Annotated in this window: 18 protein-coding genes; 7 read left to right on the top strand and 11 right to left on the bottom strand. The window is 63.7% G+C overall.

All coding sequences use genetic code 11. From position 1 onward, the window contains the following. The first annotated feature begins 47 nt into the window (after positions 1-47). On the top strand, positions 48-746 hold the full coding sequence (locus AC097A_RS17645) for a YggS family pyridoxal phosphate-dependent enzyme (RefSeq protein ID WP_479621855.1): 699 nt from the start codon (positions 48-50) through the stop codon (positions 744-746). Here AC097A_RS17645 and AC097A_RS17640 read toward each other — a convergent pair. The 4 genes from AC097A_RS17640 to AC097A_RS17625 all read right to left on the bottom strand — a co-directional run bounded on the left by AC097A_RS17640 (position 743) and on the right by AC097A_RS17625 (position 5,610). After that, entirely contained in the window at positions 743-1,870 is a 1,128-nt protein-coding gene (locus tag AC097A_RS17640) for an ABC transporter substrate-binding protein (protein WP_105261636.1), read from the bottom strand. The two genes, AC097A_RS17645 and AC097A_RS17640, sit on opposite strands and share 4 nt — an antisense overlap. Positions 1,871-1,956: 86 nt before the next feature. Further along, positions 1,957-2,508, bottom strand: coding sequence for a DUF3617 domain-containing protein (locus AC097A_RS17635; RefSeq protein ID WP_479621854.1), 552 nt, complete (start codon positions 2,506-2,508; stop codon positions 1,957-1,959). Between the two features lie 64 nt (positions 2,509-2,572). Further along, a complete protein-coding gene (locus tag AC097A_RS17630; RefSeq protein WP_479621915.1) occupies positions 2,573-3,037 on the bottom strand; it encodes an Lrp/AsnC ligand binding domain-containing protein in 465 nt (154 codons plus the stop codon). Between the two features lie 5 nt (positions 3,038-3,042). Next, complete coding sequence (locus tag AC097A_RS17625) at positions 3,043-5,610, bottom strand: EAL domain-containing protein (protein WP_479621853.1); 2,568 nt, start codon at positions 5,608-5,610, stop codon at positions 3,043-3,045. 198 nt (positions 5,611-5,808) lie between these two features. On the opposite strand from AC097A_RS17625, the gene AC097A_RS17620 reads away from it, so the two are divergent. Continuing rightward, the gene (locus tag AC097A_RS17620; protein ID WP_479621852.1) at positions 5,809-8,835 is read left to right on the top strand and encodes an L-glutamate gamma-semialdehyde dehydrogenase; all 3,027 of its coding nucleotides are present in this window, start codon (positions 5,809-5,811) and stop codon (positions 8,833-8,835) included. A 16-nt stretch (positions 8,836-8,851) separates the two neighbouring features. Here AC097A_RS17620 and AC097A_RS17615 read toward each other — a convergent pair whose 3' ends face one another. Continuing rightward, positions 8,852-11,065 (bottom strand): putative bifunctional diguanylate cyclase/phosphodiesterase, encoded by a 2,214-nt coding sequence (locus AC097A_RS17615; RefSeq protein ID WP_479621851.1) that lies wholly within the window; start codon positions 11,063-11,065, stop codon positions 8,852-8,854. 213 nt (positions 11,066-11,278) lie between these two features. Here AC097A_RS17615 and AC097A_RS17610 point away from each other — a divergent pair, with 213 nt between their 5' ends. Both AC097A_RS17610 and AC097A_RS17605 read left to right on the top strand, forming a co-directional pair. Beyond that, on the top strand, positions 11,279-12,715 hold the full coding sequence (locus tag AC097A_RS17610; RefSeq protein WP_479621850.1) for a methyl-accepting chemotaxis protein: 1,437 nt from the start codon (positions 11,279-11,281) through the stop codon (positions 12,713-12,715). Between the two features lie 70 nt (positions 12,716-12,785). Further along, positions 12,786-14,765 (top strand): methyl-accepting chemotaxis protein, encoded by a 1,980-nt coding sequence (locus AC097A_RS17605; RefSeq protein WP_479621849.1) that lies wholly within the window; start codon positions 12,786-12,788, stop codon positions 14,763-14,765. Positions 14,766-14,780: 15 nt separating this feature from the next. Here the strand turns inward: AC097A_RS17605 and rocF are convergent, their stop codons facing one another. Both rocF and AC097A_RS17595 read right to left on the bottom strand, forming a co-directional pair. Continuing rightward, positions 14,781-15,695 carry an arginase gene (rocF, locus tag AC097A_RS17600; RefSeq protein ID WP_479621848.1) on the bottom strand — a complete coding sequence of 305 codons (915 nt, stop codon included), beginning with the start codon at positions 15,693-15,695 and terminating at the stop codon, positions 14,781-14,783. Further along, positions 15,692-16,699, bottom strand: a complete 1,008-nt coding sequence (locus AC097A_RS17595; RefSeq protein ID WP_479621847.1) for an asparaginase — start codon at positions 16,697-16,699, stop codon at positions 15,692-15,694. Before AC097A_RS17595 ends, rocF begins: the two co-directional genes overlap by 4 nt. 103 nt (positions 16,700-16,802) lie before the next feature. On the opposite strand from AC097A_RS17595, the gene AC097A_RS17590 reads away from it, so the two are divergent. Beyond that, the gene (locus AC097A_RS17590) at positions 16,803-17,660 is read left to right on the top strand and encodes a phytanoyl-CoA dioxygenase family protein (RefSeq protein ID WP_479621846.1); all 858 of its coding nucleotides are present in this window, start codon (positions 16,803-16,805) and stop codon (positions 17,658-17,660) included. 35 nt (positions 17,661-17,695) lie between these two features. Continuing rightward, positions 17,696-18,355, top strand: coding sequence for a ProQ/FINO family protein (locus AC097A_RS17585; RefSeq protein ID WP_479621845.1), 660 nt, complete (start codon positions 17,696-17,698; stop codon positions 18,353-18,355). Positions 18,356-18,525: 170 nt separating this feature from the next. Here AC097A_RS17585 and AC097A_RS17580 read toward each other — a convergent pair whose 3' ends face one another. Further along, a complete protein-coding gene (locus AC097A_RS17580) occupies positions 18,526-18,822 on the bottom strand; it encodes a Bor family protein (RefSeq protein ID WP_236635355.1) in 297 nt (98 codons plus the stop codon). 213 nt (positions 18,823-19,035) lie between these two features. On the opposite strand from AC097A_RS17580, the gene AC097A_RS17575 reads away from it, so the two are divergent. Further along, complete coding sequence (locus AC097A_RS17575) at positions 19,036-19,443, top strand: hypothetical protein (RefSeq protein WP_479621844.1); 408 nt, start codon at positions 19,036-19,038, stop codon at positions 19,441-19,443. 23 nt (positions 19,444-19,466) lie between these two features. On the opposite strand, the gene AC097A_RS17570 is transcribed toward AC097A_RS17575, so the two are convergent. Genes AC097A_RS17570 through AC097A_RS17560 form a run of 3 tightly spaced genes read right to left on the bottom strand, consistent with a single transcriptional unit; the run spans position 19,467 to position 22,041 of the window. Next, positions 19,467-20,186 carry an LrgB family protein gene (locus tag AC097A_RS17570; RefSeq protein WP_479621843.1) on the bottom strand — a complete coding sequence of 240 codons (720 nt, stop codon included), beginning with the start codon at positions 20,184-20,186 and terminating at the stop codon, positions 19,467-19,469. Further along, on the bottom strand, positions 20,179-20,535 hold the full coding sequence (locus AC097A_RS17565; RefSeq protein WP_479621842.1) for a CidA/LrgA family protein: 357 nt from the start codon (positions 20,533-20,535) through the stop codon (positions 20,179-20,181). Before AC097A_RS17565 ends, AC097A_RS17570 begins: the two co-directional genes overlap by 8 nt. A 3-nt stretch (positions 20,536-20,538) precedes the next feature. After that, positions 20,539-22,041, bottom strand: coding sequence for an FAD-linked oxidase C-terminal domain-containing protein (locus AC097A_RS17560; RefSeq protein WP_479621841.1), 1,503 nt, complete (start codon positions 22,039-22,041; stop codon positions 20,539-20,541). Positions 22,042-22,061 lie beyond the last annotated feature (20 nt).

Genomic DNA, 22,061 nt, shown 5'->3' with positions numbered 1-22,061 from the left:
TCTTTCGCTGAGATGGGCTGGGAAGGGTTTGGTACGCTTGGCAGATTATGACGATGATTGCAGACAATCTCCACGCGGTGCGCACCCGCATTGCCCAGGCGTGCACGGCGGCCGGACGGCCGGTGGACGCAGTGCAGCTGCTGGCGGTTTCCAAGACCTTTGGCCCCGATGCAGTGCAGCAGGCGTTTGACGCCGGCCAGCGTGCGTTTGGCGAGAATTACATCCAGGAGGCCGTGGAAAAAATCACCGCGCTGGCAGCTCTACCCATCGAATGGCATTGCATCGGCCCGATCCAGAGCAACAAGACCCGGCTGGTGGCCGAGCACTTTCAATGGGCCCACACGGTCGACCGCCTGAAGATTGCCCAGCGCCTGAGCGAGCAGCGCCCGGCGCACTTGCCGCCTTTGCAAGTGTGTGTGCAGGTGAATGTGGATGGCGGCCCCACCAAATCGGGCGTGGTGCCCGCCGAGGCCCTGGCATTGGCCAGGGCGGTGGCCCAGCTGCCGCGCCTGCGCTTGCGCGGGCTCATGTGTATCCCTGAGCCTGCTCCTGATTTGGTAGCTGCTTGTGCAGTATTTACAAGGGCTAGAGGCCTTTTTGATGCCTTAAATGCCGCGGGGCTGGGGCTGGACACCTTGTCCATGGGCATGAGCGCCGATGTGGACGCTGCCGTGGCCAGCGGCAGCACGCAGGTGCGGGTGGGTAGTGCGATCTTTGGGGCGCGCAGCTACCCTGCCGCGATTTAGGTGCGCACGCGCCCGTCGCCGGTCAGCATGGACAGCTCGACAAAGTTCGAGGCCACATGCTCATTGCGCGAGAAGTTCACATTGAAGCCGCCAAAAGGCTGGCCATTAATGCTTTCCATGGCGCTGATCAGGCCCTCGGCACCCCCCTTGGCGCCGGAGCGGCGCAGGCCTTCGGCCAACACGCGGGCAGCAATATAGCCCTCCATGCTGGAGAAGTTGGCGTGTACGCCACCGTTGGTCTTGCGCACCGCTTCGGCAAATTCGCGGGAGATCGGTTTGCTGCCTGTGTACGGCGATGGCACGACCTGCGAGACCACCACACCGGCGCCCTCTTTGCCCAACTCGTCGGCCAAGGCTTGGGTGCCCACAAAGGACACGTTGTACAGGCCGCCGCCATAACCCGCCTTGCGCGCCGCACGGACGTAGGCCGCGCATGACTTGTAGGCACTGATTTGCACCACCGCTTCGGGCGCGGCCGCATTGATGGTTTCCACCGCCTTGGCTACGTCCACGGAGTTGCGCTCTACCGTGGCCACGGCCACCGGCTTGAGGTTCAAGGCCGCCAGTGCCAGCGTTACGCCGTCCAGGCCGGCTTTGCCGTAGGCGTCGTTTTGGTAAAAGACTGCGACCTTGGTCAAACCCACGTGGTGCAGTTGCTTGACGATCAGTGCGGTTTCGTCGTTGTAGGACGCACGGACGTGGAAGGCATAACGGTTCATGGGCGTGCGCAAGCCCATGGCCCCGGTGAACGGGGCCACAAAGGGCACTTTGGCCTTGGTGGCCAGGGGCAGGGCGGCCAGGCTGGTGGGTGTGCCGATGTAGCCAAACAGCGCGAGCACGTCATCTTCCAGCAGTTTTTTGGTGTTTTCTGCGCAGCGCTCGGGTTCGTAGCCATCGTCTAGCTTGCGGATCTCTACGCTGCGTCCGGCTACACCGCCCTGGGCGTTGAGCTGGTCAAAGTAGAGCTTGGCACCCGCATGGAACTGGATACCCAGCTGGGCCGCAGGCCCGGTAAAGGCGGCCGACTGGCCGAGGATGATTTTGTCGGACTGGGCGTGCACAGCCGGAAACCCGGCTAGGCCCGCTGCACCGGCAGCGAAAGAGAATTGGCGACGATTGATCATCGCGCTATTGTCTATTACTTAGGGTAAACCCTGACACATTGTTACAACTTGAGATGAGTTGCCCTCTCTACTTTCCCCGTAACTGCCTACAGGGCCCCTTCCAAGGGCTTCACGCTGCCGCAGTCGCTGCCCAGCCACTTGCCGCTGGCCCGCATGTCCATGGTTTCTTCCTTGCCCTTGAGGGTGGTCACGGTCTTCATTGCCATGGTGTAGGCCTCGGTGCTGGTGTAGGTGACTTCCCCCTCGCCGCGGCTAGAGGGTTGGGTACACGCGTAGCTGAACTTCTGCGTGTTGCCCGTGCGGGGGCTGGCCGTGTGGGTGCAGCCACCCTGCTGGCGGGGCGCCACGTCGTTGCGAGCGGCCATCTCGGGGGTGATGCAGACCTTCACGGCCACGCCGCCACCGGGTGCGGTGCCCATCTGCAGCCCCTTCTTGGCCATCATGTCTTCCATCATCTTGCGTTGCTCGGGCGACATGGCCGCCATTTGTTTCTGCATCTGCGCCATGGCCGCATCCACCTTGCTGCCGGCGGCCCCCTGCATCTGGTTGGTGATTTCCCACAGACCCGGCTTCACCGTCTGGGCGCTGGCGACGGCGGTAAGCAGCATGGTGGTGCAGGCAAGAAGGGTGCGGTGCATGGCAGTCTCCGGTGGGCTGATGAGAAGACGATTGTGAGCGCCACAAGACCGTTTGCAAAGTCCGTCAGCCCAGCGGCAGGTGGGTGCTGTTCTTGACCTCTTCCATCACCGCATACGTGCGGGTTTCGCGCACGCCGGGTAATTGCCACAACACCGTACCGGCAAACTGCCGATAGGCCGCCATGTCGGCCATGCGGGTCTTGAGCAAGTAGTCAAACCCCCCTGCCACCATGTGGCACTCCATGATTTCGGGGTACACCTGCACCGCAGCCTTGAAGGCGTCAAACATGTTGGGTGTGGTCTTGTCCAGCAGTACTTCGACAAACACCATCATCCCCGCGCCCAGTTTGAGCGGGTTGAGTCGGGCCTCGTAGCCCAGGATGTAACCGTCCTTGGTGAGCCGCTGCACGCGTGCCAGCACGGCGGTAGGTGACAGCCCCACGGTTTCTGCCAGCTTGAGGTTGGAAAGGCGCCCATCCGCCTGCAGGCTGGCCAGGATGCGCAGGTCAATACGGTCGAGTTCGGGAATGTCGTTCACGGTGTGATGGGGGCCGGGCGGCCAAACAGATAGCCCTGGAAGTAGGTGCAACCCAGCGCCACGAGGGCGTCGCGTTGTTCGGTGGTTTCCACGCCCTCGGCAATTACCTGCAGCTGCAGGCTGTCGCCCAGGGTGACGATGGCGCGCACGATGCTGGCGCTGGAGTGATCCAGCAGCAGGTCGTGTACGAACGATTGGTCGATCTTGAGCTGGTCCAGTGGCAGGCGCTTGAGCACATTGAGTGAGGAATAACCGGTACCAAAGTCGTCCAGCGCAATACGTACGCCCAGCGCCTTGAGCGCGTCCATTTTTTGCACCACGCCGCCCAGGTCGTCAATCAGCTGGCTTTCTGTCAGCTCCAGTTTCAGGCGTTGCGGGTTGGCGCCGGTGGCCTGCAAAACAGACTGCACCTGGGCCACAAAGTCACTCTGGCGAAACTGGCGTGCGCTGAGGTTGACGGCAATGGACAAGCCCGCGGTGTTCTCATGCGCCGCCCAACGCACCAGCTGGGTGCAGGCAGTTTCCAGAATCCAGTGACCCAAGGCAAGAATCAGCCCGGAGCTTTCGGCCACCGGGATAAATTCTGCCGGGGACACCAGGCCCCGTACCGGATGTTGCCAACGCACCAGGGCTTCCACGCCAACGGTCTGCCCCTGTTGATTTACCTGTGTTTGGTAGTACAGCAGGAACTGCCGGGCCTCCAGCGCGCGGTGCAGGTCGGTCTCCAGCGCCGTGCGCGCGCTTACCTGCGCCTGCATCTGCGGGTTGAAGAAGCGCACCGTGTTACGCCCATCGGCTTTGGCCTGGTACATGGCCAGGTCGGCCTGTTTGAGCAGCTCGTCCTGGTCAGAGTCTGGGCCGCCAAACATGGCGATGCCGATGCTGACCGAGGTCTGGTAGCCGTGGCCGTCGAGGAGGTAAGGCTCGCTGAGTTTGCGCAGGATTTTTTCGGCCAGGTGCTGCGTGTGCACCACTGCGTCGTTGAGCGTGGGGCCCAGGCCCTGCACCATGGCCACAAACTCGTCGCCACCCTGGCGTGCCAGGGTGTCCTGCGCCCGCGTGCAGGCGGATAGGCGGGCCGCAATTTCGCCCAACAACAAGTCCCCAATGCTGTGGCCCAGGGTGTCGTTGAGGTCCTTGAAGTTGTCCACATCAATGAACATCAAGGCGCCACAGGCCTGGTTGCGCTGTTGTGCGGCCAAGGCCTGCTGCAGGCGCTCCATCAGCAGGCGCCGGTTGGGTAGTTGGGTCAGCGGGTCGTAAAACGCGAGTTGGTGAATGGCGCGTTCAGTCTGCTTTTGCTTGGAGATGTCGGTGGAGATGCCGCACAAGGCGTAAATGGAGCCGTCGGGCCGGTACAGCGGCAGCTTGACCGAGAGGTAGGTGTGCTCCAGACCTCCAAGCGCATTGCGGTTGGTCTCTTCTTCCTCGACCCGCTCACCGTGTTCCACCACGCGCAGATCGTTGATCCGCAGCTTGGCGACCGTGTGGGCATCGAAGTAACGGGCGTCCGTCTGTCCCACCACCTGTTCGGGTTGGGCGCCAAACAGCTCGCAAACCTTGCGGTTGGCATATTGGTAACGCAGCGCAGTGTCCTTGATATAGATGTACGCATCCACGCTGTCGAGAATGGTGTTGAGCCGGTCTTCGCTGGCGCGCAGGCTGCGGGTTTTTTCGGCAACTTCGCGCCGCAAGAACCACCAGGCGCCCAAGGCCAGCACCAAGACCCCACCCAAGCCACCCAGTACCCACCAAATCAGCGTGGGTACCAAGAGTCGCGGGGGCGCCTCCATCCAGTGTTTGAGCACCTGAAAGTAGTGCGAATCGGGCTGGGCTTGCCAAGTTTTCAAACTGGACTCGATGGCGGCAATCAGGTCCGCGTTTTGCCCTTTGCCGGTGGCAAAAAACAGCTGCGAGGGTTGGAACAACACGGGCGTGGACACCAGCTTGAAACGGGGTGCCTGCAAGTCGCCAAAAAAGCGGTTGGCCACAGCGGCGTCCACCTCGCCACGGGACGCCAGATTGAAGGCCTCTTGCAGGTTTTCCGCAGGCACCAGTTCGGCCTGCACACCAAAACCGGCCATCAGATTGCGCAGGTATTCTTGCTGCACAGAACCTTGCAGCACCGCAATGCGCCGGTCTTTGAGGTCCAGTGCTGAACGGATGGTCGTATCCGGGCGGGCGTAGATTTGTGACCAACTGAGCAGTGCCGGGGTGGCGTGGAAGTCAAAGAGGTTGGCCCGCTCGGGTGTGAACGCAACGTCCGGCATCAGGTCGATACTGCCGTCTTGCAAGCCCGCCAGGCAGGCTTTCCATTCGCACGGCACGGGTACCAGCGTCCAATTGTGCCGCCGGGCCATTTCCAGCGCCAGTTCGCCAAAAATACCGGATGGCTGTTGTCCGCTACTCAGGAAGATTTTGGGTTCGTTTGCGTACACACCCATGCGCACTTCGCGCGGATGGTCGGCCCGTGCGTCCCCGGCCACCCCCAGCAGGCCAGCCAACACGGCCAGCACCGTCATCCAGCGGCGCTCCCCCACAGCAAACAAACAGATCTTGGGCATGCACGGAACTCCTAAGGCGCATTCTGCGCTGCATTCTTGGCGCAAATTTGACCTCCATCAACAGACGGCGCTTTGGGCGAGCCAATATTGCAAGCAGCGAAGGGGAATTTAAATCTATTTATGGCGGTAAATATAGTGATTAATTTTGCATTAAACCCATAAAAATACGCACAAGTTCCACCTATCGCCGGAGTTTGTATGTCCCAGAGTGTCACCCCATCCCGCCTGCCCACCCCGTACCGCCCCGAGGGCGAAACCGTCTCGCACCGCCTGCAGTCGCTGGCCGCCGCGCTGGACTGGGCCGATGCCGCCCGCGTGGCCGCCCCCTGGGTGCAGGCCGTGCGCGACAACCCGCCGCCCTTCTGGGCCATGGAAAGCCTGCTTAAGGAATACCCCATCTCCAGCGCCGAGGGCCTGGCCCTGATGCGCCTGGCCGAAGCCCTGCTGCGCGTGCCTGATGCCGAGACGGCCATCGCGCTCACCACCGACCAGCTAGGCCGCGCCGACTTCGAGGCCAGCGGCGACAAGGTGCTGGCGCGCCTGTCGAGCACGGCCATTGCGCTGTCCAAACACTTTTTGCCCGACGCGCAGCACGAGCCCGGCATCATGGCCAAGCTGGGCGCGCGCACTGTGGTGGCGGCTACTTTGCGCGCCGTGCAGCTGCTGGGCCGCCAGTTTGTGCTGGGCCAAACCATGCCCGAGGCGATGAAAGAGGCCGACGTGGCGCGCAAAAAAGCCAATGTCTGCTTCAGCTACGACATGCTGGGCGAGGGCGCCCGCACCGACGCGGACGCGTTGCGTTACCTCAAGAGTTATGCGGATGCTATTGAATTCATAGCTGCTCGCGCAAATAAGACGGGGGCTTTGGCCAAAAATGACGGTATTTCCATCAAGCTCAGCGCCCTGTTTCCGCGCTACGAAGACGCGCACCGCGACCAGGTGTTGTTTGTGCTGGCGCCACGTGTCTGGACGTTGTGTATGGCCGCCGCCGCCGCCAATATCAACCTGACCATCGATGCCGAAGAGGTGGATCGGCTGGAGCTGTCGCTGGAGGTGCTCGAAGCCCTGCTGGTGCGCGTGGCCGTGCACTGCCCCCAGTGGACCGGCCTGGGCCTGGCCATGCAGGCCTACCAGACACGGGCGCTCGAACTGATTGAGCACGTCACCGCGCTGGCGCGCAAGCACCATGTCAAGCTCATGTGCCGCCTGGTCAAAGGCGCGTACTGGGACGCTGAAATCAAACGCGCGCAGGAGTTGGGCCTGCCGCACTACCCTGTGTTCACCCACAAGCACCACACCGATGTGTCCTACCTGGCCTGCGCGCGTGCGCTCTTGGCCGTGCCCGACGCCATCTTCCCGCAGTTCGCCACACACAACGCGGCCACCATTGCTGCCATCCTCCAGATGGGAGCCCGCACTGGCGCCGCCTTTGAGCTGCAGCGCCTGCACGGCATGGGCGAGGGTGTGTACCGCGAGGTGCTGAAGAACCCGCTCATCAGCTGCCGCATCTACGCCCCGGTGGGCGCGCACCGCGACCTGCTGGCCTACCTGGTGCGCCGCCTGCTGGAAAACGGCGCCAACTCCAGCTTTGTGCACCAGCTGGCCGATGAGTCGGTGGGCATGCAGGAACTGTTGATCTCGCCGCTGCGCCTGGAGCCCGAGCCCAGCCTGCCGCTGCCAGCCGCGCTGTTTGGCAGCCACCCCGGTGCCCGCGCCAACAGCACCGGCCTGGACCTGACCGTGCCCGCCATGCGCGACCCGCTGCTGGCCGCGCTGAACGCCACCCCCGTACCTGCAGTGCCCGAGTGTGATGTCAAAACCATCCCTGGCGCTTATGCTGCCTGCGCTAGCAGCTATCAAAAGTGGAGCAAGCTACCCGTGGAAGCGCGCGCCGTGGTGCTGCGCAAAGCTGCCGACGCGCTGCAAGACGCCATGCCGCAGTTCTGCGCGCTGCTGGTGAAAGAAGCCTTCAAGACCTGGGGCGACGCCGTGAGCGAGGTGCGCGAGGCGGTGGACTTTTTGCGCTACTACGCGGACGAGGCGCAGCGCATCATGCAGCCCATCAGCTGCCCGGTTGTTGCGAACGCGCAGATGGGCTACCAATACGGCGTGACCGGCGAAACCAACACCCTGCGCCTCACCGCGCGCGGCGTGTGGGTGTGCATCAGCCCGTGGAACTTCCCGCTGGCCATCTTTATGGGCCAGGTGGCCGCGGCCCTGGCCACCGGCAACACCGTGCTGGCCAAACCGGCCGAACAAACTCCCGGCGTAGCCAAGGCGGCGGTGGACCTGATGGTGGCGGCGGGCGTGCCAGCCGACGCCCTGCAGCTGCTGCACGGCGCGGGCGAGACCGTGGGCGCGGCCCTGGTGGCCCAGCCCGGCGTGGCCGGTGTGGTGTTCACCGGTTCCACCCAGGTGGCCAAAATCATCCAGCGCGCGCTGGCCGCCAAAGACGGCTCCATCGTCCCGCTGATTGCCGAGACCGGCGGTATCAATGCCATGCTGGTGGACAGCAGCGCGCTGCCCGAGCAGGTGGTGGACGCCGTGGTGCAAAGCGCCTTCCGCTCGGCCGGCCAGCGCTGCTCCGCGCTGCGCCTGCTGGTGGTGCACAGCGCGATTGCCGACGGTGTGATCGAAATGCTGCAGGGCGCGGCCGAACTGCTGGTGGCCGGCAACCCCGCCTACCTGGCTACCGACCTGGGCCCGGTGATTGACCGCGAGGCGTTTGACAACATCCAGCGCCACATTCAACGCCTGAAAAAAGAGTCAAAAGTGCTTCTGGCGACCGCAGAGTCTGCGCAAGCAGCTACGAATACGATAGCAAATCTGATTGCCCCGCACGCCTTTGAGGTGGACCAGATTGCCCATGTGGAGGCCGAAATCTTCGGCCCCGTGCTGCAGGTGGTGCGCTGGGATGGTGAGCCCGCCGAGGTGATTAACCAGATCAACGCGCTGGGTTATGGTCTCACGCTGGGTATCCAAACCCGCATCGACAGCCGCGCCCAGGCGCTGGCCGCTGCCGCCCATGTGGGCAACATCTACATCAACCGCAACATGATTGGCGCCGTGGTGGGCGTGCAGCCCTTTGGGGGCGAAGGTCTGAGCGGCACCGGCCCCAAGGCCGGCGGCCCGCACTACCTGTACCGCTTCTGCGCGGAGCAGACGGTGACGGTGAACACCACGGCCGCGGGGGGCAATGCGGCCCTGCTGGCCAGCATGCACTAAAGAAGAGGCGGCGGGCTCAGGCCCGCGCCGCCACCCACGCGGCCAGCGCCTCGGCGGGCATGGGTCGGGCAAACCAGTAGCCCTGCGCATAGTCGCAGCCGGCCTGCAGTAGCAGGTCGCGCTGCTCGGAGGTCTCCACCCCTTCGGCCACTACCTGCAGGCCCAGCGCATGGGCCATGGCCACCATCGCCTTGCACAGCGTGAAGTTGGTGGACTCGGGGTGCAGGTCACGCACAAAGGACTGGTCGATCTTGATGAAGTCGATGTCGAACTTCTGCAGGTACGACAGCGACGAATAACCGGTGCCGAAGTCGTCCAGCGCGACCTGGATGCCGGCGTCGCGCCACTCCAGCAGTTTGGCGGTCACGCCGGTGGTGCTGTCCAGCAGCACGCCCTCGGTAATTTCGATCGACAGGCTGTTACCAGGGAGGCCCATCGCTGCCAGGCGCCGGACCCAGTTGGTTTCGGGTGGGTGGGTGTGCTGGAACTGCACGGGCGAGGTGTTGATGCTGATCTGGAACGCGGGGTTCAGGCTCTGGCGCCAAGCCTGCACCTGTTGCGCCGCCTGCTCAAACACCCAGTCACCCATGGCCACAATCAGGCCACTGGTTTCCGCGATGGGGATGAAGGCGGCCGGGCTGATCAGGCCGCGCTCGGGGTGCTGCCAGCGCAGCAGCGCCTCGGCCTTGTGCACGGCGCCGCTGGCCAGTTCCACAATCGGCTGGTAGAGCAGCTGCAACTGCTGCAGGCCAATGGCGTGGCGCATATCGTTGGTGAGCCTAGCGCGTGTGAGCGCAGCCTCTTGCAGCGCCGGGGTGAAAAAGCTGAAGCGATTGCGCCCCGCACCCTTGGCCACATACAACGCCTGGTCGGCATGTTTGTACAGCGCCTCCACCTCGGTGCCATCGGCCGGATAGAGCGTCACGCCCACGCTGGCCGACACAAACACCTGCTCCAGCCCGAGCTGAAACACCTGGGCCATGGTCTGCAGCAACTTGTGCAGCAGGCCCTCCAGCCCGGTGCCGGGCGTCAATTCGGTCAGCAGCACGGTGAATTCGTCGCCGCCCATGCGGGCCACGGTGTCGCACTCGCGTACACACTGGCGCAGGCGGCGAGCCGCCTCCACCAGCAGCAGGTCGCCGTTGTCGTGGCCCAGGGTGTCGTTCACTTCCTTGAAGTGGTCCAGGTCAATGAACAGGATGGCGAGCTGCAGGCCGTCGCGCCGGCTGCGTTTGATCTCCTGCTCTAGCCGGTCGCGCAGCATGCGGCGGTTGGGAAGGCCGGTCAGGGGGTCGAAGTAGGCGTGCTGGCGCACCAGCGCTTCGGCGTTTTTGCGGTCGGTGATGTCGGTGTGCGTGCCAATCATGCGCGTGGGTTTGCCCTGCACATCACGGCTGATGACCATGCCGCGCGTGTGCACCCATTTCCAGCGGCCGTCCTTGCATTGCACGCGGTGCTCGTTGGAGTAGGTCGGGGTCAGCCCGTCAAAGTGCGCCTGGCGGTCGCGCTGCATCGCCTCCACATCGTCCGGGTGGGTGCGTTGGTCCAGCGCTTCAGGCCGGTCGGCCAGCTCGGCTTCGGTAAAGCCGTACATCTCCACCAGGCGTTTGGAGAAAAACTCGCGCCCGCTGGTGATGTGCCAGTCCCACACGCCGTCGCCCGTGCTCTCTAGCGCCAGCTTCCAGCGCTCTTCGCTGTCGCGCAGGGCGGTCTCTGAAGTTTTGCGGTCCGAGATGTCGGTGTGGGTACCAATCATGCGCAGGGGCTGGCCCTGGGTGTTGCGGCTGACGATGGTGCCACGCGTGTGGATCCACTTCCAGCTGCCGTCCTTGCAGCGCAGGCGCAGGTCCACGGCGTAACTCGGGCTGCGGCCCTGCAGGTAGTCGGTGAAGGTGGCGCTCACGCGGGGCAGGTCGTCCGGGTGCACGCGGTTCACAAACTCGTGGTTGGCGTCGGCAATTTCTCCGGTCTCGTAGCCCAGCATTTGCTGCCAGCGTTGGGAGTGGATTTGTTCCCCGGTGAGCAGGTTCCAGTCCCAGGCACCGGCGCCTGAGCCTTCGAGGGCCAGCTTCCAGAGGTTGTCGCTGCCGTCTTCAAACTGTGACCCGCTCCAGGCCCTAAAACGGTGGGGCAGGTGCAGACTCTCCAGCGTGGTGGTGGGTACTTCGGTAGGCGTGAGTGATGGGGGTGGGTCTTGGGTCACGGCACCGGGCCTGCTCTGGGTCGACATGGGCAAGCGCCCATTCATCCACTCGACTCTATCCCAAAGCCGGGCCCGCCGCCATGGTGGCTTGCCCTCTGGACGGTGGGGTGGGGCAGCACTGAAATAGGGCGTGGAAAAGCCATCTTTTGCACAAGGTTCTTGCGCCTCGGCGCAATACACTGGGCTGGGTTTGGCCATTTTTCTGCCCGCCCATCCTGCCACCAACCCGTTGGATTCGTTATGACACAGAAAAAACCAACCTCCAGCACGGAGACTTTGGCCATGCTGGGCGACCGCGTCCTGCTGAGCTACATCAGCCTGTCTGCGCTGGTCAGCATTGCCCTGGGGCTGAACTTTGTCGATTCCGGCGTGGCCGTGACGGCCACGGTGGTGTTGCTGGCCATCGCCTTTGGGGTGTTCTGGTTGGCGCGGTACACCACGGCCAGCCGGTTTGTGTTGACCTTTGTCTTGGTGTCGTTTGTGGCTTTGCACATCCAGCTCAGCCGTGGTATGTCCGAGATGCACTTTGGTGTTTTTGTGGCCCTCGCGCTGTTTCTGGTTTACCGCGATTGGCGCGTGATCCTCTTTGGTGCCGTGTTGTTTGCGGTGCACCATGTTGCGTTTGACCGGCTGCAGGCAGCGGGCTTTGGCCTGTACTGCATCACCGAACCCGACTTTGGCCGCATCATCATCCACGCCTTGTATGTGGTGATCCAGTCGGGCGTGGAGGCGGTCATGGCCATCAACATGGCCAAGGCGGCGCGCGAGGGAGACGAGCTGCGCATTTTGGTGGCACGCGTCAACCGGGACGACAGCATTTCCCTGGACGTGCAGGACACCACCACCACCACCCGGGGCGGCGAAGCGCTCAAAGCCACACTGGGCCGCATGGATATGGCGGTTGCTGCGGTGCGCAGCAGCTCCGCCAGCATTGAAGTGGCCTGCTCCGAAATTGCCAGCGGCAACCAGGACCTGAGCAACCGCACCGAACAGACCGCCGCCAACCTGCAGCGCACCGCCAGCAGCATGAGCCAGCTCACCGGCGCGGTCAGCCTGTCGGCCGACAACGCACGCGAGGCCAACACCCTGGCCATGGCCGCCAGCACCACCGCCACCAAAGGCGGCGAGGTGGTGGCCCAGGTGGTGCAGACCATGCAAGGCATCAACGACAGCTCGCGCAAGATCAGCGACATCATCAGCGTCATCGACGGCATTGCCTTCCAGACCAACATCCTGGCGCTCAACGCCGCAGTGGAAGCCGCACGGGCCGGCGAACAGGGCCGCGGTTTTGCGGTGGTGGCCAGCGAAGTGCGCAGCCTGGCCGGGCGCAGTGCTGAGGCTGCCAAAGAAATCAAGCAACTCATCAGTGCGAGTGTGGAACGGGTGGAGCAGGGCAGCGCGCTGGTTAACCATGCGGGCGAGACCATGACCGAGGTGGTGGGCAGCATCCGCCGGGTGACCGAAATCGTGGGTGAGATCAGCGCGGCCAGCGCCGCGCAGGCAACCGGTGTGGCTGAAGTGCGCGACGCCGTGGCCCAGATGGACCAGGCCACCCAACAGAATGCGGCGCTGGTGGAAGAGATGGCCGCCGCAGCCGGCAGCCTGCGCAGCCAAGCGCAAGACCTGGTGCAAACCGTGGCGGTGTTCCATGTGGACGCAGCGACATTGCGCAGGTGAGTTGCATGCAAAATGCGGCGATGCAACATAAATGCCTGCAAGGCGGTTGCCAAACAAGACGGATGTCGCGATGAAAACAGTGCAATCGGGTGGAAACCCATGGGGTGTGGGTGCAAAGGTGTCCGCCAGCGTATTGGTGTTGGTGGGCGTATTCTTTGCGGTTTTGATCACCGTCATCGGGTATTCGCTGGGCAAGGTGATTGAAGAGCGCGCCAACCGTGAGGTGGCAGACAAGACCAAGCTGGTGGTTGATCTGGTGGACGAATCGGACAAAGACCTGCGCAGCCGCGCCAATGGCCTGGGCAAGGCCTTTCAGAGCAATCTGCCCGGTGTGTTTACGCTGGATAGCGCCACGGTCGTCGAGATTGCTGGCAAGCCTACCCCCACCCTGGCGCTGGACGGCAAGCCTTTGAATCTGCAGTTTGAGCTGGTGGACAAATTCACCGCCAGCACCGGCGCCGTGGCCACCGTGTTTGCCAAAACAGGTGATGATTTTGTGCGCATCACCACCTCCCTCAAAAACGAGAAGGGGGACCGCGCCGTGGGTACCTTGCTGGACCGCGCGCACCCCGGCTACAAAGCCACCCTGGAAGGCGGAAGTTTTGTGGGCTTGGCCACGTTATTTGGCCGCCAGTACATGACACGGTATGACCCCATCAAGGACGCCAGCGGCGCTGTCGTTGGCCTGTCTTTTGTGGGGCTGGACTTTACCGAATACCTGGTCAACCTCAAGGCGACCTTGCGTGCCCTCAAGATTGGCGATACCGGCTACTTTTATGTGCTGGACGCGCGCCCCGGCAAGAGTTACGGCACCCTCATCGTCCACCCTGCGGAGGAGGGCAAGAACCTGCTGGAGGCCAGGTCGCCCGATGGCCGTGAATTCATCAAGGACATGTTGGAGCAAAAGAACGGCCTGATCCGCTACCCCTGGGTCAACCAGGAGCTGGGCGAAACCCGGGCGCGTGACAAGGTGGTGGCGTTCTCTTACCTGAAGAACTGGAATTGGGTGATTGCTGGCGGCACCTACGTGGACGAGTACACCGCAGAAGTGCGCCACCTTCGCAACCTGTTCGCCGGCATGGGGGTCTTCATGGTCTTGTTGACCGCGGGAGCCGTGTACCTGGTCTTGCGCAATATGGTGAGTCGCCCCTTGGCGCAGGCCAGCGAGGCCGCGCAACGGATTGCACAAGGCGACCTCACGGTGCAGTTGCAGTCGCGCAGCGGTGACGAGATTGGCCAGCTCACCGGCGCGATGAACCAGATTGGTGGCGGGCTGATGCAGGTGGTGCAGGCGGTGCGCCAGGGAGCCGAGAGTGTGGCCACAGCCAGCTCCGAAATTGCCCATGGCAACCAGGACCTGTCGGCCCGCACCGAGCAGCAGGCCAGTGCTTTGCAGCAAACCTCGGCCAGCATGGATGCGCTGGCCCACACCGTGCGCCAGAACGTAGATGGTGCGCAACAGGCGAACTCCCTGGCCCAAAATGCCTCCAGTGTGGCCGTGCGCGGAGGCCAGGTGGTGGGCCAGGTGGTGCAGACCATGAAGGGCATCAACGAGTCGTCCGCCAAGATTGCCGACATCATCAGCGTGATTGACGGTATTGCCTTCCAAACCAACATCCTCGCGCTGAACGCGGCGGTAGAGGCGGCACGGGCCGGTGAGCAGGGCCGTGGTTTTGCGGTGGTGGCGTCCGAGGTGCGGTCCTTGGCCGGGCGCAGTGCTGACGCAGCCAAAGAGATCAAACAACTCATCAGCGCCAGCGTGCAGCGCGTAGAGCAAGGTACTGCGCTGGTGGACCAGGCGGGCACCACCATGACTGAGGTGGTGGACAGTATCCGCCGCGTCACAGAGATCATGGGCGAGATCAGCGCCGCCAGCTCGGCGCAGAGCGATGGTGTCGCCCAAGTGGGCCATGCCGTGGCGCAGATGGACCAAGCGACCCAGCAGAATGCGGCGTTGGTAGAAGAGATGGCCGCTGCGGCCAGCAGCCTCAAAGGCCAGGCCAATGAGCTGGTGCAGACCGTGTCCGTCTTCAAGACCCAGGGGGGCTGAGTCGGGCGAGTTCGCTTATTTGCGCATCAAGGTGCTTTTGCCAAACAGCGATTCGATCAGGTCCACCGCCACCTCGGCCGTGCGGTTGCGCTCGTCCAGCGCGGGGTTGAGCTCAAACACATCCAGGCTGGCCATGCGGCCGGTGTCGGCAATCATTTCCATGCAAAGCTGCGCTTCGCGGTAGGTGGGGCCGCCACGCACCGTGGTGCCCACGCCGGGTGCAATGTCGGGGTCCAGAAAGTCCACGTCAAAGCTCACATGCAGGTGGGTGTTGGCGTCGGTCAGCGCCAGCGCCAGCTCCATGGCCGCGCGCATGCCCATCTCGTCGATGTAGCGCATGTCAAAGACCTCCAGGTCCTGTTCATGCACAAAACGCTTCTCGCCTTCGTCCACACTACGAATGCCAATCTGCCGCACCCACTTCGCTTGAATCGCCGGCACGTGGCCACCAATCTCGATCAGCTCCTGCGGGCCAAAACCGCACAGGCAGGCCACGGGCATGCCGTGGATGTTGCCGCTGGGGGTGAGCGTGTTGGTGTTGAAGTCGGCGTGCGCGTCCAGCCACAACACACGCAACTTTTTGCCCACGTCGCGGCAGTGGCGCGCCACGGCGCTAATCGACCCTATGCCCAGGCAATGGTCGCCGCCCAGCACGATGGGCAGGCGCCCGTCCTGCAGCTCGGCGTATACGGCGTCGTGCAGGCTGCGGTTCCATGCGGTGACTTCGGCCAGGTGGCGGTAGCCATTCACCGGCGGCAGCCAGGGGTTGCTGGGGCCGCTGAGGTTGCCCTTGTCCAGTACCTCCAGCCCATGGCCCTGCAGTACGCTGGTGATGTTGGCCACGCGCAGGGCCTCGGGCCCCATGCTGGCGCCGCGGGTGCCCGCGCCAATGTCGGTGGGCGCACCAATCAAGCTGATCTTGTGGTTCATGGGGTTTCCAGTTGAAACACAGGGAGGCGCTCGCCCACCAGCAGGCCGCGCGCGTTGCGAATCTCGGCTGCACGCCAGGGCTGCAGCGCCGCGCGTTGCGCATCGTCCAGCCAGCCCAGCTGGTCCAGGATTTCCACGCTGGCGGCAAACAGCGCGGGCTTGTTGCCGTCGATGATTTTGAGCGCAAAGGCCTCGCCGCGGCTTTTGCTGCCCACTACCTGCACGCCGTCCGCGCCCACCTTGCTGACCCAGTCGCCCCGGCCCAAGCGCATGAAGTCCAGGTCGTTGCGGCCGGTGCCGCTCACCATCTCGGGGTGGGCGGTCATGGCTTCACTCAGCAGCGCAAAGCTGGCGCCAAACTCGGCGTCTTGCGCGCCACTGGCCAGGCGCGCGTAGCCGCGCGCCAGATTGGAAATCGGCATGGCGAAGTTGGGTGCCGAGCAGCCGTCAATGCCGCGTGGCATGTCCTGCACGTCCATGCCCACGGCGCGCGCCACATCACGCGCAATCGCCTGCTGCAGCGGGTGGTCGGCGACCGTGTAGTCGTCCAGTGGCAGGCCGTGCTGCACGCAATAGGCCACAAAACCCGCGTGTTTGCCGCTGCAGTTGTTGTGCGCCTCCGTAAAAGTGGCGCCTTCGGGCGCGCCCTTGTCAAAGTAGCTGAACAGCAGTGGCACATGGCAGCCGCAGCGCAGGGTTTTGTAGGTGTGGCCGGCCTTGGCCAGCATGCTGTTGGCGCCGTCCACGTGCATGGCCTCGCCGTTGTGACTGGCGCAGAGCAGCGCGTTCTCGGCTTGGGTAAATCCAAACTGCGCGGGGCCACCGGCCTCCACAAAGGGCAGGGCCTGCAGGGCCTTGAGCGTGGAGCGGGTGAAGGTGACCAAATGCGGGTTGCCCGCAAAGGCCTTGAGCTGGCCGGTGCGGTTGACGACGGCCACGGCGCCAAAGTGCAGGCATTCGGGCGTGCCGCCACGGGTGAGCTGGATCAGGGGGGCAAGGTTCACGGGTTGGGGTCTCCTGCGGACAAGCGTATCCGATTTGACCCGTGGGCAGCCAGGCCTGTCTATACTGAAACGCTATCGTTACAGCCCAACTTTGCATAGCCCCATGCTGACACCCGAACAGAAAACCCGCTACCAGGAAGACGGCTTCCTCATCCTGCCCAACTTCAAGTCTGCCGCCGAGATTGCCGCCGTGCGTGCCCGGGCCGAGGCCATCGTTGAGGCCTTTGACTCCAATGAGAGCAAGACCATCTTCACCACCAACGACCAGGTGCGCCAGGTGGACCGCTACTTTCTGGATTCGGCGAATCGCATCAGCTGCTTTTTTGAGGAAGAGGCGTTTGGCGCGGACGGAGAGCTGCGCCAGGCCAAGGCACTCTCCATCAACAAGATCGGCCACGCCCTGCACGACCAGGACCCGGTGTTCGAGGCCTTCAGCCACGGCGCTGCGCTGGCCGAGGTTGCGGCGGATGTGGGCCTGACCCGGCCGCAGGTCTGGCAGTCCATGTACATCTTCAAGCAGCCCGGCATTGGCGGCGAAGTGGGCTGGCACCAGGACGCCACGTTTTTCGACACCACGCCCATCAGCGTGACCACCTTCTGGTTTGCGCTGGAAGACGCCACGCTGGACAACGGCTGCCTGTGGACCGAACCCGGCGGCCACCGTGGCCCGCGTGGCGTGCTGCGTGAGCGTTTTGAGCGCCGCGGCGACACCATCACCATGCACAAGCTGGACGCCACGCCCTGGCCCGCCAGCAATGTGAATGCGGTTCCGCTGGAGGTGAAGGCGGGCGCGCTGGTGGTCTTCCACGGGCTGCTGCCGCACTACAGCGCACCCAACCGCTCGGCCGTGTCGCGACATGCCTATACCCTGCATGCGACGGATGCCAGCACGGACTATGCGGCGACCAATTGGTTGCAGCGCGGAGCTGCAGACCCCGTGCGCGGCTTTGTGCTGGCATGATCGAGGGCTTTTCCCAGCCCTTCTGAAGTTTTTGCATGACCGCTACTTTGCCAACCGCACCCGAAACGCCCGCCACAGAGGCCCCCGTGGCAGCCCCCAAGCGCGCGGCCAAACCTGATGTTCTCCCGGTGTTGGAACACATGGCGGCGCTGTACCCCCACATGTTTGGCGCCACCTTTCTGCCCATGAAGCGCGGCGTTTTTCAGGACTTGCTGGACGCCCACCCTGATGTTTTTGAAAAAGACAGTCTCAAGGCGGCGCTCTCCCACCACGCGCGGTCCACCCGCTATCTGACAGCCGTGGCCTCGGGCGAAGACCGGTATGACCTGCAAGGCAAACCCGCTGAAGCGATGGCGCCCGAGCATGTGCACCACGCCCTGCTGGAAGTCTTCCGCCGCCGCCAGACCCGCAGCAAGGAAGACCTGCGCCCCAAGCTCGTGCAGCGCATCGTGGTGGCGTATGAGGCTTCCGGCCTGACACCCCAGGCCTACAGCGAACTGGCGCGCAGCCGCGACGAAGCCGCCAACGCAGTGCTCGACGAAGCCATGGCAGAAGCCAACGCCCGAGCCGCCAAGACCGAGGCGCTGCTGCAGGCCTTCAAAGCCAGCGGCAAATCGCTGGACGTCTTTGCCGACATGTACGGCATGGACCCGCGCGCGGTGAGTCGCATGCTGGCGCGAGCCACAGTGGCCTGACCTTTTGTATCTGGGATCTTGGCGTGGTCTGAGCCTGATTCAGCGTGGATTGACACCCACTAGCTGAGGGCTGCACCAGTCACTGCCAGACCGGCCCCGGCATCGGTGTGTGTCGATCGCCCATAAAAAAGCCCCTCAACGAGGGGCTTGGTCTTGGGCGGTAGACTGGTTTATTTGCAGTACACGCGGGCGGTGCGGGGGGTGTAAATGCCCAAGGTAATCATGCCAAACAGCACATCGGTGGCCGACTGCTCTACGGCGACGCCTGTGACCTTGTCGGCACCGCCGCACACCTTGCCAGCGTCGACCGACTTCATCTGGCCAATGCCGCTGACGAAGAAGGTTTGGCTGTCTTCAGCCTTGGCCGTTGGCATGGCCGGCAGGTCACCCGCCACGTTAAAGCGTTGGTTGGCGCAGCCGGCCAACACGGTGGCGGCGACTACGGCGATCAGAGCGGATTTCATCATTCCAAATTCTCCCTAAGTGAGTTAGCAGACAGACAGCCTGTGCATAACAAGCTGTTGAACATTGAAACCCGCTTGGCGCAGGGCGTCAAGATGAAAAACGCGGCCTTGGTGTTTTGTGCAAATCTGCAATTTGTTACAGCAAACCCTGGGTTTTCCTCTTTTCGCCATCGACGCGCCATGCCATAGTGTTTTCCATTCACATGGAGATGGGGCATGCGAATTTTTGTGTTCCTGCTGGTATTGGGTGCTGCTTCCGGCGTATTTGCCCAGGCCTGGGCGCCGCTTACGCCCGAGCCATCGGCGCCCATGGGCGCCGCCGACCGCGCATTGGTGATGCGCGCCGATGGGCAGCGCAAGCAGCTGGAAAGCTCTCTGAAAGACTATGTGGTGGCCTTTGACAGCCGCGTGGAGCGGCCCGGCGAATTGCCGCGCAAAACGGTGGGCCTGGCGATCACGTCTTTTTCTGGGAGCCCTCTGGCGCTGGCCTACGACCCGAATGGCAAAAGTATGATGGCCCAGTGGCGCTCGGAGCACACCACCGCTTTTGGTCAAATTTTTCAGTACCAAGCCTTTGTAGGTCAATCTGGCGCGGTCAACTTCGTGCTCAGTTCGCGCTTTTAGCCAACACCTCTGCTGAACCCGTTTCAGCGAAAAAACAGCGGCATCAGCAGCGATGCCAACACCACCTGCAGCCCCAGCGCCAGGCCCGCATAGGCCCCGGCATCCGCATTCACCTGCAGCGCCCGCGCCGCGCCAATGCCGTGGGATGCGGTGCCCAGCGCAAAACCGCGTGCGGCCCAGCCGCTGTGGGTGTGCGGCAGGCGCAGCAGGCTGAACAAAATCTTGCCACTGAGCGCGCCTGCCAGCCCTGTGAGCACCGCAAACACGGCCGACAGCGCAGGGATGCCGCCTATCTTTTCCGCAATGCCCATGGCCACCGGCGCGGTGACCGACTTGGGCGCCAGCGACAGCACCACATCGGCCGGCAGCCCCACGGCCCAACCCAATGCCAAGGCCGACCCGCTGGCCGCCGCGCCACCCAGCAAAGACGCGAGCAACAAGCGACCCCAGCGCTGGCGCACCTGCGCGCGGCGCTGCCACAGCGGCCAGCCCAAAGCCACCACGGCGGGGCCCAGTAGAAAGTGGATGAACTGCGCGCCCGAAAAATACGTGGGGTAAGACACGCCGGTGGCCAACAGTACCGCTGCAATCACCACCACGCTCCACAGCACCGGGTTGGCCCAGGCCGCCTGGCCCACGCGCAGGTACAGCGCATGCGCCAGTACATAGGTCACCAGCGTGGCTGTCAGGCCAAACAATGGCGTGGCCGAAAGGTAGACCCAGAGCGCGACAAAGTCAGACATCGTGCGCTTCCTCCGTAGGGCTCAGGTAGTACAGCACCAGCGCGGTCACGGCCAGGCCTATCCAGGTGGACAGCACCAAGACCAGCAGCATGCGCCCGCCATACTGGCTCAGCAGCGCCAGGTGCGTCATCACGCCCACGCCGACCGGGATGAACAGCAGCGAGAGGTGTGCCAGCAAAAAGTCGGCGCACTGCGCCACGGGCTCGCGCACCAACGGCCAGCGCAGGGCGATAAGCAAGAGCACCATACCCACCACGGGGCCGGGGAACGGCAGGTGCAGCGCTCGGGCCAGCAACTCCCCAGCGCTTTGCAGCGCGAGCAACCAGGCCAAGCCGCGCAGACCTTGCATGGCCTAGAACCGGGGCAGGTCCGGGTGCTTGACCTGGCCGCCACGCACCAGCTCGCGGCCGTATTCGGCGCAGCGCTGCAGTGTGGGAATCACCTTGCCGGGGTTCAGCAAGCCCTGGGGGTCAAACGCGGCCTTGAGCGCAAACATCTGCGCGTTTTCTTCGGCGCTGAATTGCACACACATGCTGTTGAGCTTTTCCACACCCACGCCGTGTTCGCCCGTCACCGTGCCGCCCATGGCCACGCTGGTTTCCAGAATTTCGGCGCCGAACAGTTCGCAGCGGCGCAGCTGGTCGGCGTCGTTCGCATCAAACAGGATCAACGGGTGCAGATTGCCGTCGCCCGCATGGAACACGTTGGCACAGCGCAGCTGGTATTTCTTCTCCATCTCGGCAATCGCCAGCAGGATGTCGGCCAGCCGTGCGCGGGGGATGGTGCTGTCCATACACATGTAGTCGGGGCTGATGCGGCCGCTGGCGGGGAATGCGTTTTTGCGCCCGCTCCAAAAGCGCAGGCGTTCGGCCTCGCTGTTGCTCACTGCAATGCCGGTGGCGCCCGCACTGCGCAGCACCTCGGTCATGCGGCCAATTTCCTCTTCCACCTCTTCGGGCGTGCCATCGCTCTCGCACAGCAGAATGGCCTCGGCGCTCAGGTCGTAGCCCGCGTGCACAAAGTCTTCCACCGCGGCGGTCATGGGTTTGTCCATCATCTCCAGCCCGGCGGGGATGATGCCGGCCGCAATCACGGCGGCCACCGCGTCGCCGGCTTTGCGCAGGTCGTCAAAGCTGGCCATGATGCAGCGCGCCAGTTGCGGCTTGGGCACCAGCTTCACAGTCACTTCGGTGGTCACGGCCAGCATGCCCTCGCTGCCCACCACCACGCTCATCAGGTCGTAACCCGGCGCGTCCAGCGCGTCGCCACCAAACTCGATGGGTTCGCCCTCCATGGTGAAGCCGCGCACCTTGAGCACGTTGTGCAGCGTCAGACCGTACTTCAGGCAGTGCACACCGCCGGAGTTCTCGGCCACGTTGCCGCCAATCGTGCAGGCAATCTGGCTGCTGGGGTCGGGTGCGTAGTACAGGCCCAGTGGGGCTGCCGCCTCGCTGATAGCCAGGTTGCGCACGCCGCACTGCACCGCGGCCGTACGGCTGCGTTTGTCCAGCTTCAATATCTTGTTGAACTTGGCCAGTGACAGCGTCACGCCCAGCGCATGCGGCATGGCCCCGCCCGACAGGCCGGTGCCCGCACCGCGCGCCACCACCGGCACATTCAGGCCGTGGCAGACCTTGAGCACGGCGGCCACCTGCGCCTCGGTCTCCGGCAGCGCTACCAGCAGCGGGCGCTGGCGGTAGGCGGTCAGGCCGTCGCACTCGTAAGGCGTGGTGTCCTCGGTCTGGTACAGCAGGGAGTGGGGTGCCAAATAGGGCGTTAACCCCCGTAGAATATGCGCGAGCAGCTCTGCTTTTGATAGCGATTTCTGAAGATCGGCGGGAGCGGGAGCGTTCATGGTGGGCTTTCGGGCGACGT

It is taken from the genome of Rhodoferax sp. XS2R6, assembly GCF_056521365.1.
The sequence above is the reverse complement of the archived record's forward strand: the minus strand, read 5'-3'. Positions and strand labels throughout refer to the sequence as shown.

What these genes read in the sequence shown, in the direction of transcription:
- rocF (WP_479621848.1), bottom strand. Translation starts at nt 15,695, where the DNA reads ATGAACCACAAGATCAGCTTGATTGGTGCGCCCACCGACATTGGCGCG.
- AC097A_RS17640 (WP_105261636.1), bottom strand. Translation starts at nt 1,870, where the DNA reads ATGATCAATCGTCGCCAATTCTCTTTCGCTGCCGGTGCAGCGGGCCTA.
- AC097A_RS17580 (WP_236635355.1), bottom strand. Translation starts at nt 18,822, where the DNA reads ATGATGAAATCCGCTCTGATCGCCGTAGTCGCCGCCACCGTGTTGGCC.
- AC097A_RS17575 (WP_479621844.1), top strand. Translation starts at nt 19,036, where the DNA reads ATGCGAATTTTTGTGTTCCTGCTGGTATTGGGTGCTGCTTCCGGCGTA.
- AC097A_RS17570 (WP_479621843.1), bottom strand. Translation starts at nt 20,186, where the DNA reads ATGTCTGACTTTGTCGCGCTCTGGGTCTACCTTTCGGCCACGCCATTG.
- AC097A_RS17590 (WP_479621846.1), top strand. Translation starts at nt 16,803, where the DNA reads ATGCTGACACCCGAACAGAAAACCCGCTACCAGGAAGACGGCTTCCTC.
- AC097A_RS17560 (WP_479621841.1), bottom strand. Translation starts at nt 22,041, where the DNA reads ATGAACGCTCCCGCTCCCGCCGATCTTCAGAAATCGCTATCAAAAGCA.
- AC097A_RS17605 (WP_479621849.1), top strand. Translation starts at nt 12,786, where the DNA reads ATGAAAACAGTGCAATCGGGTGGAAACCCATGGGGTGTGGGTGCAAAG.
- AC097A_RS17635 (WP_479621854.1), bottom strand. Translation starts at nt 2,508, where the DNA reads ATGCACCGCACCCTTCTTGCCTGCACCACCATGCTGCTTACCGCCGTC.
- AC097A_RS17620 (WP_479621852.1), top strand. Translation starts at nt 5,809, where the DNA reads ATGTCCCAGAGTGTCACCCCATCCCGCCTGCCCACCCCGTACCGCCCC.
- AC097A_RS17625 (WP_479621853.1), bottom strand. Translation starts at nt 5,610, where the DNA reads ATGCCCAAGATCTGTTTGTTTGCTGTGGGGGAGCGCCGCTGGATGACG.
- AC097A_RS17610 (WP_479621850.1), top strand. Translation starts at nt 11,279, where the DNA reads ATGACACAGAAAAAACCAACCTCCAGCACGGAGACTTTGGCCATGCTG.
- AC097A_RS17645 (WP_479621855.1), top strand. Translation starts at nt 48, where the DNA reads ATGACGATGATTGCAGACAATCTCCACGCGGTGCGCACCCGCATTGCC.
- AC097A_RS17565 (WP_479621842.1), bottom strand. Translation starts at nt 20,535, where the DNA reads ATGCAAGGTCTGCGCGGCTTGGCCTGGTTGCTCGCGCTGCAAAGCGCT.
- AC097A_RS17585 (WP_479621845.1), top strand. Translation starts at nt 17,696, where the DNA reads ATGACCGCTACTTTGCCAACCGCACCCGAAACGCCCGCCACAGAGGCC.
- AC097A_RS17615 (WP_479621851.1), bottom strand. Translation starts at nt 11,065, where the DNA reads ATGTCGACCCAGAGCAGGCCCGGTGCCGTGACCCAAGACCCACCCCCA.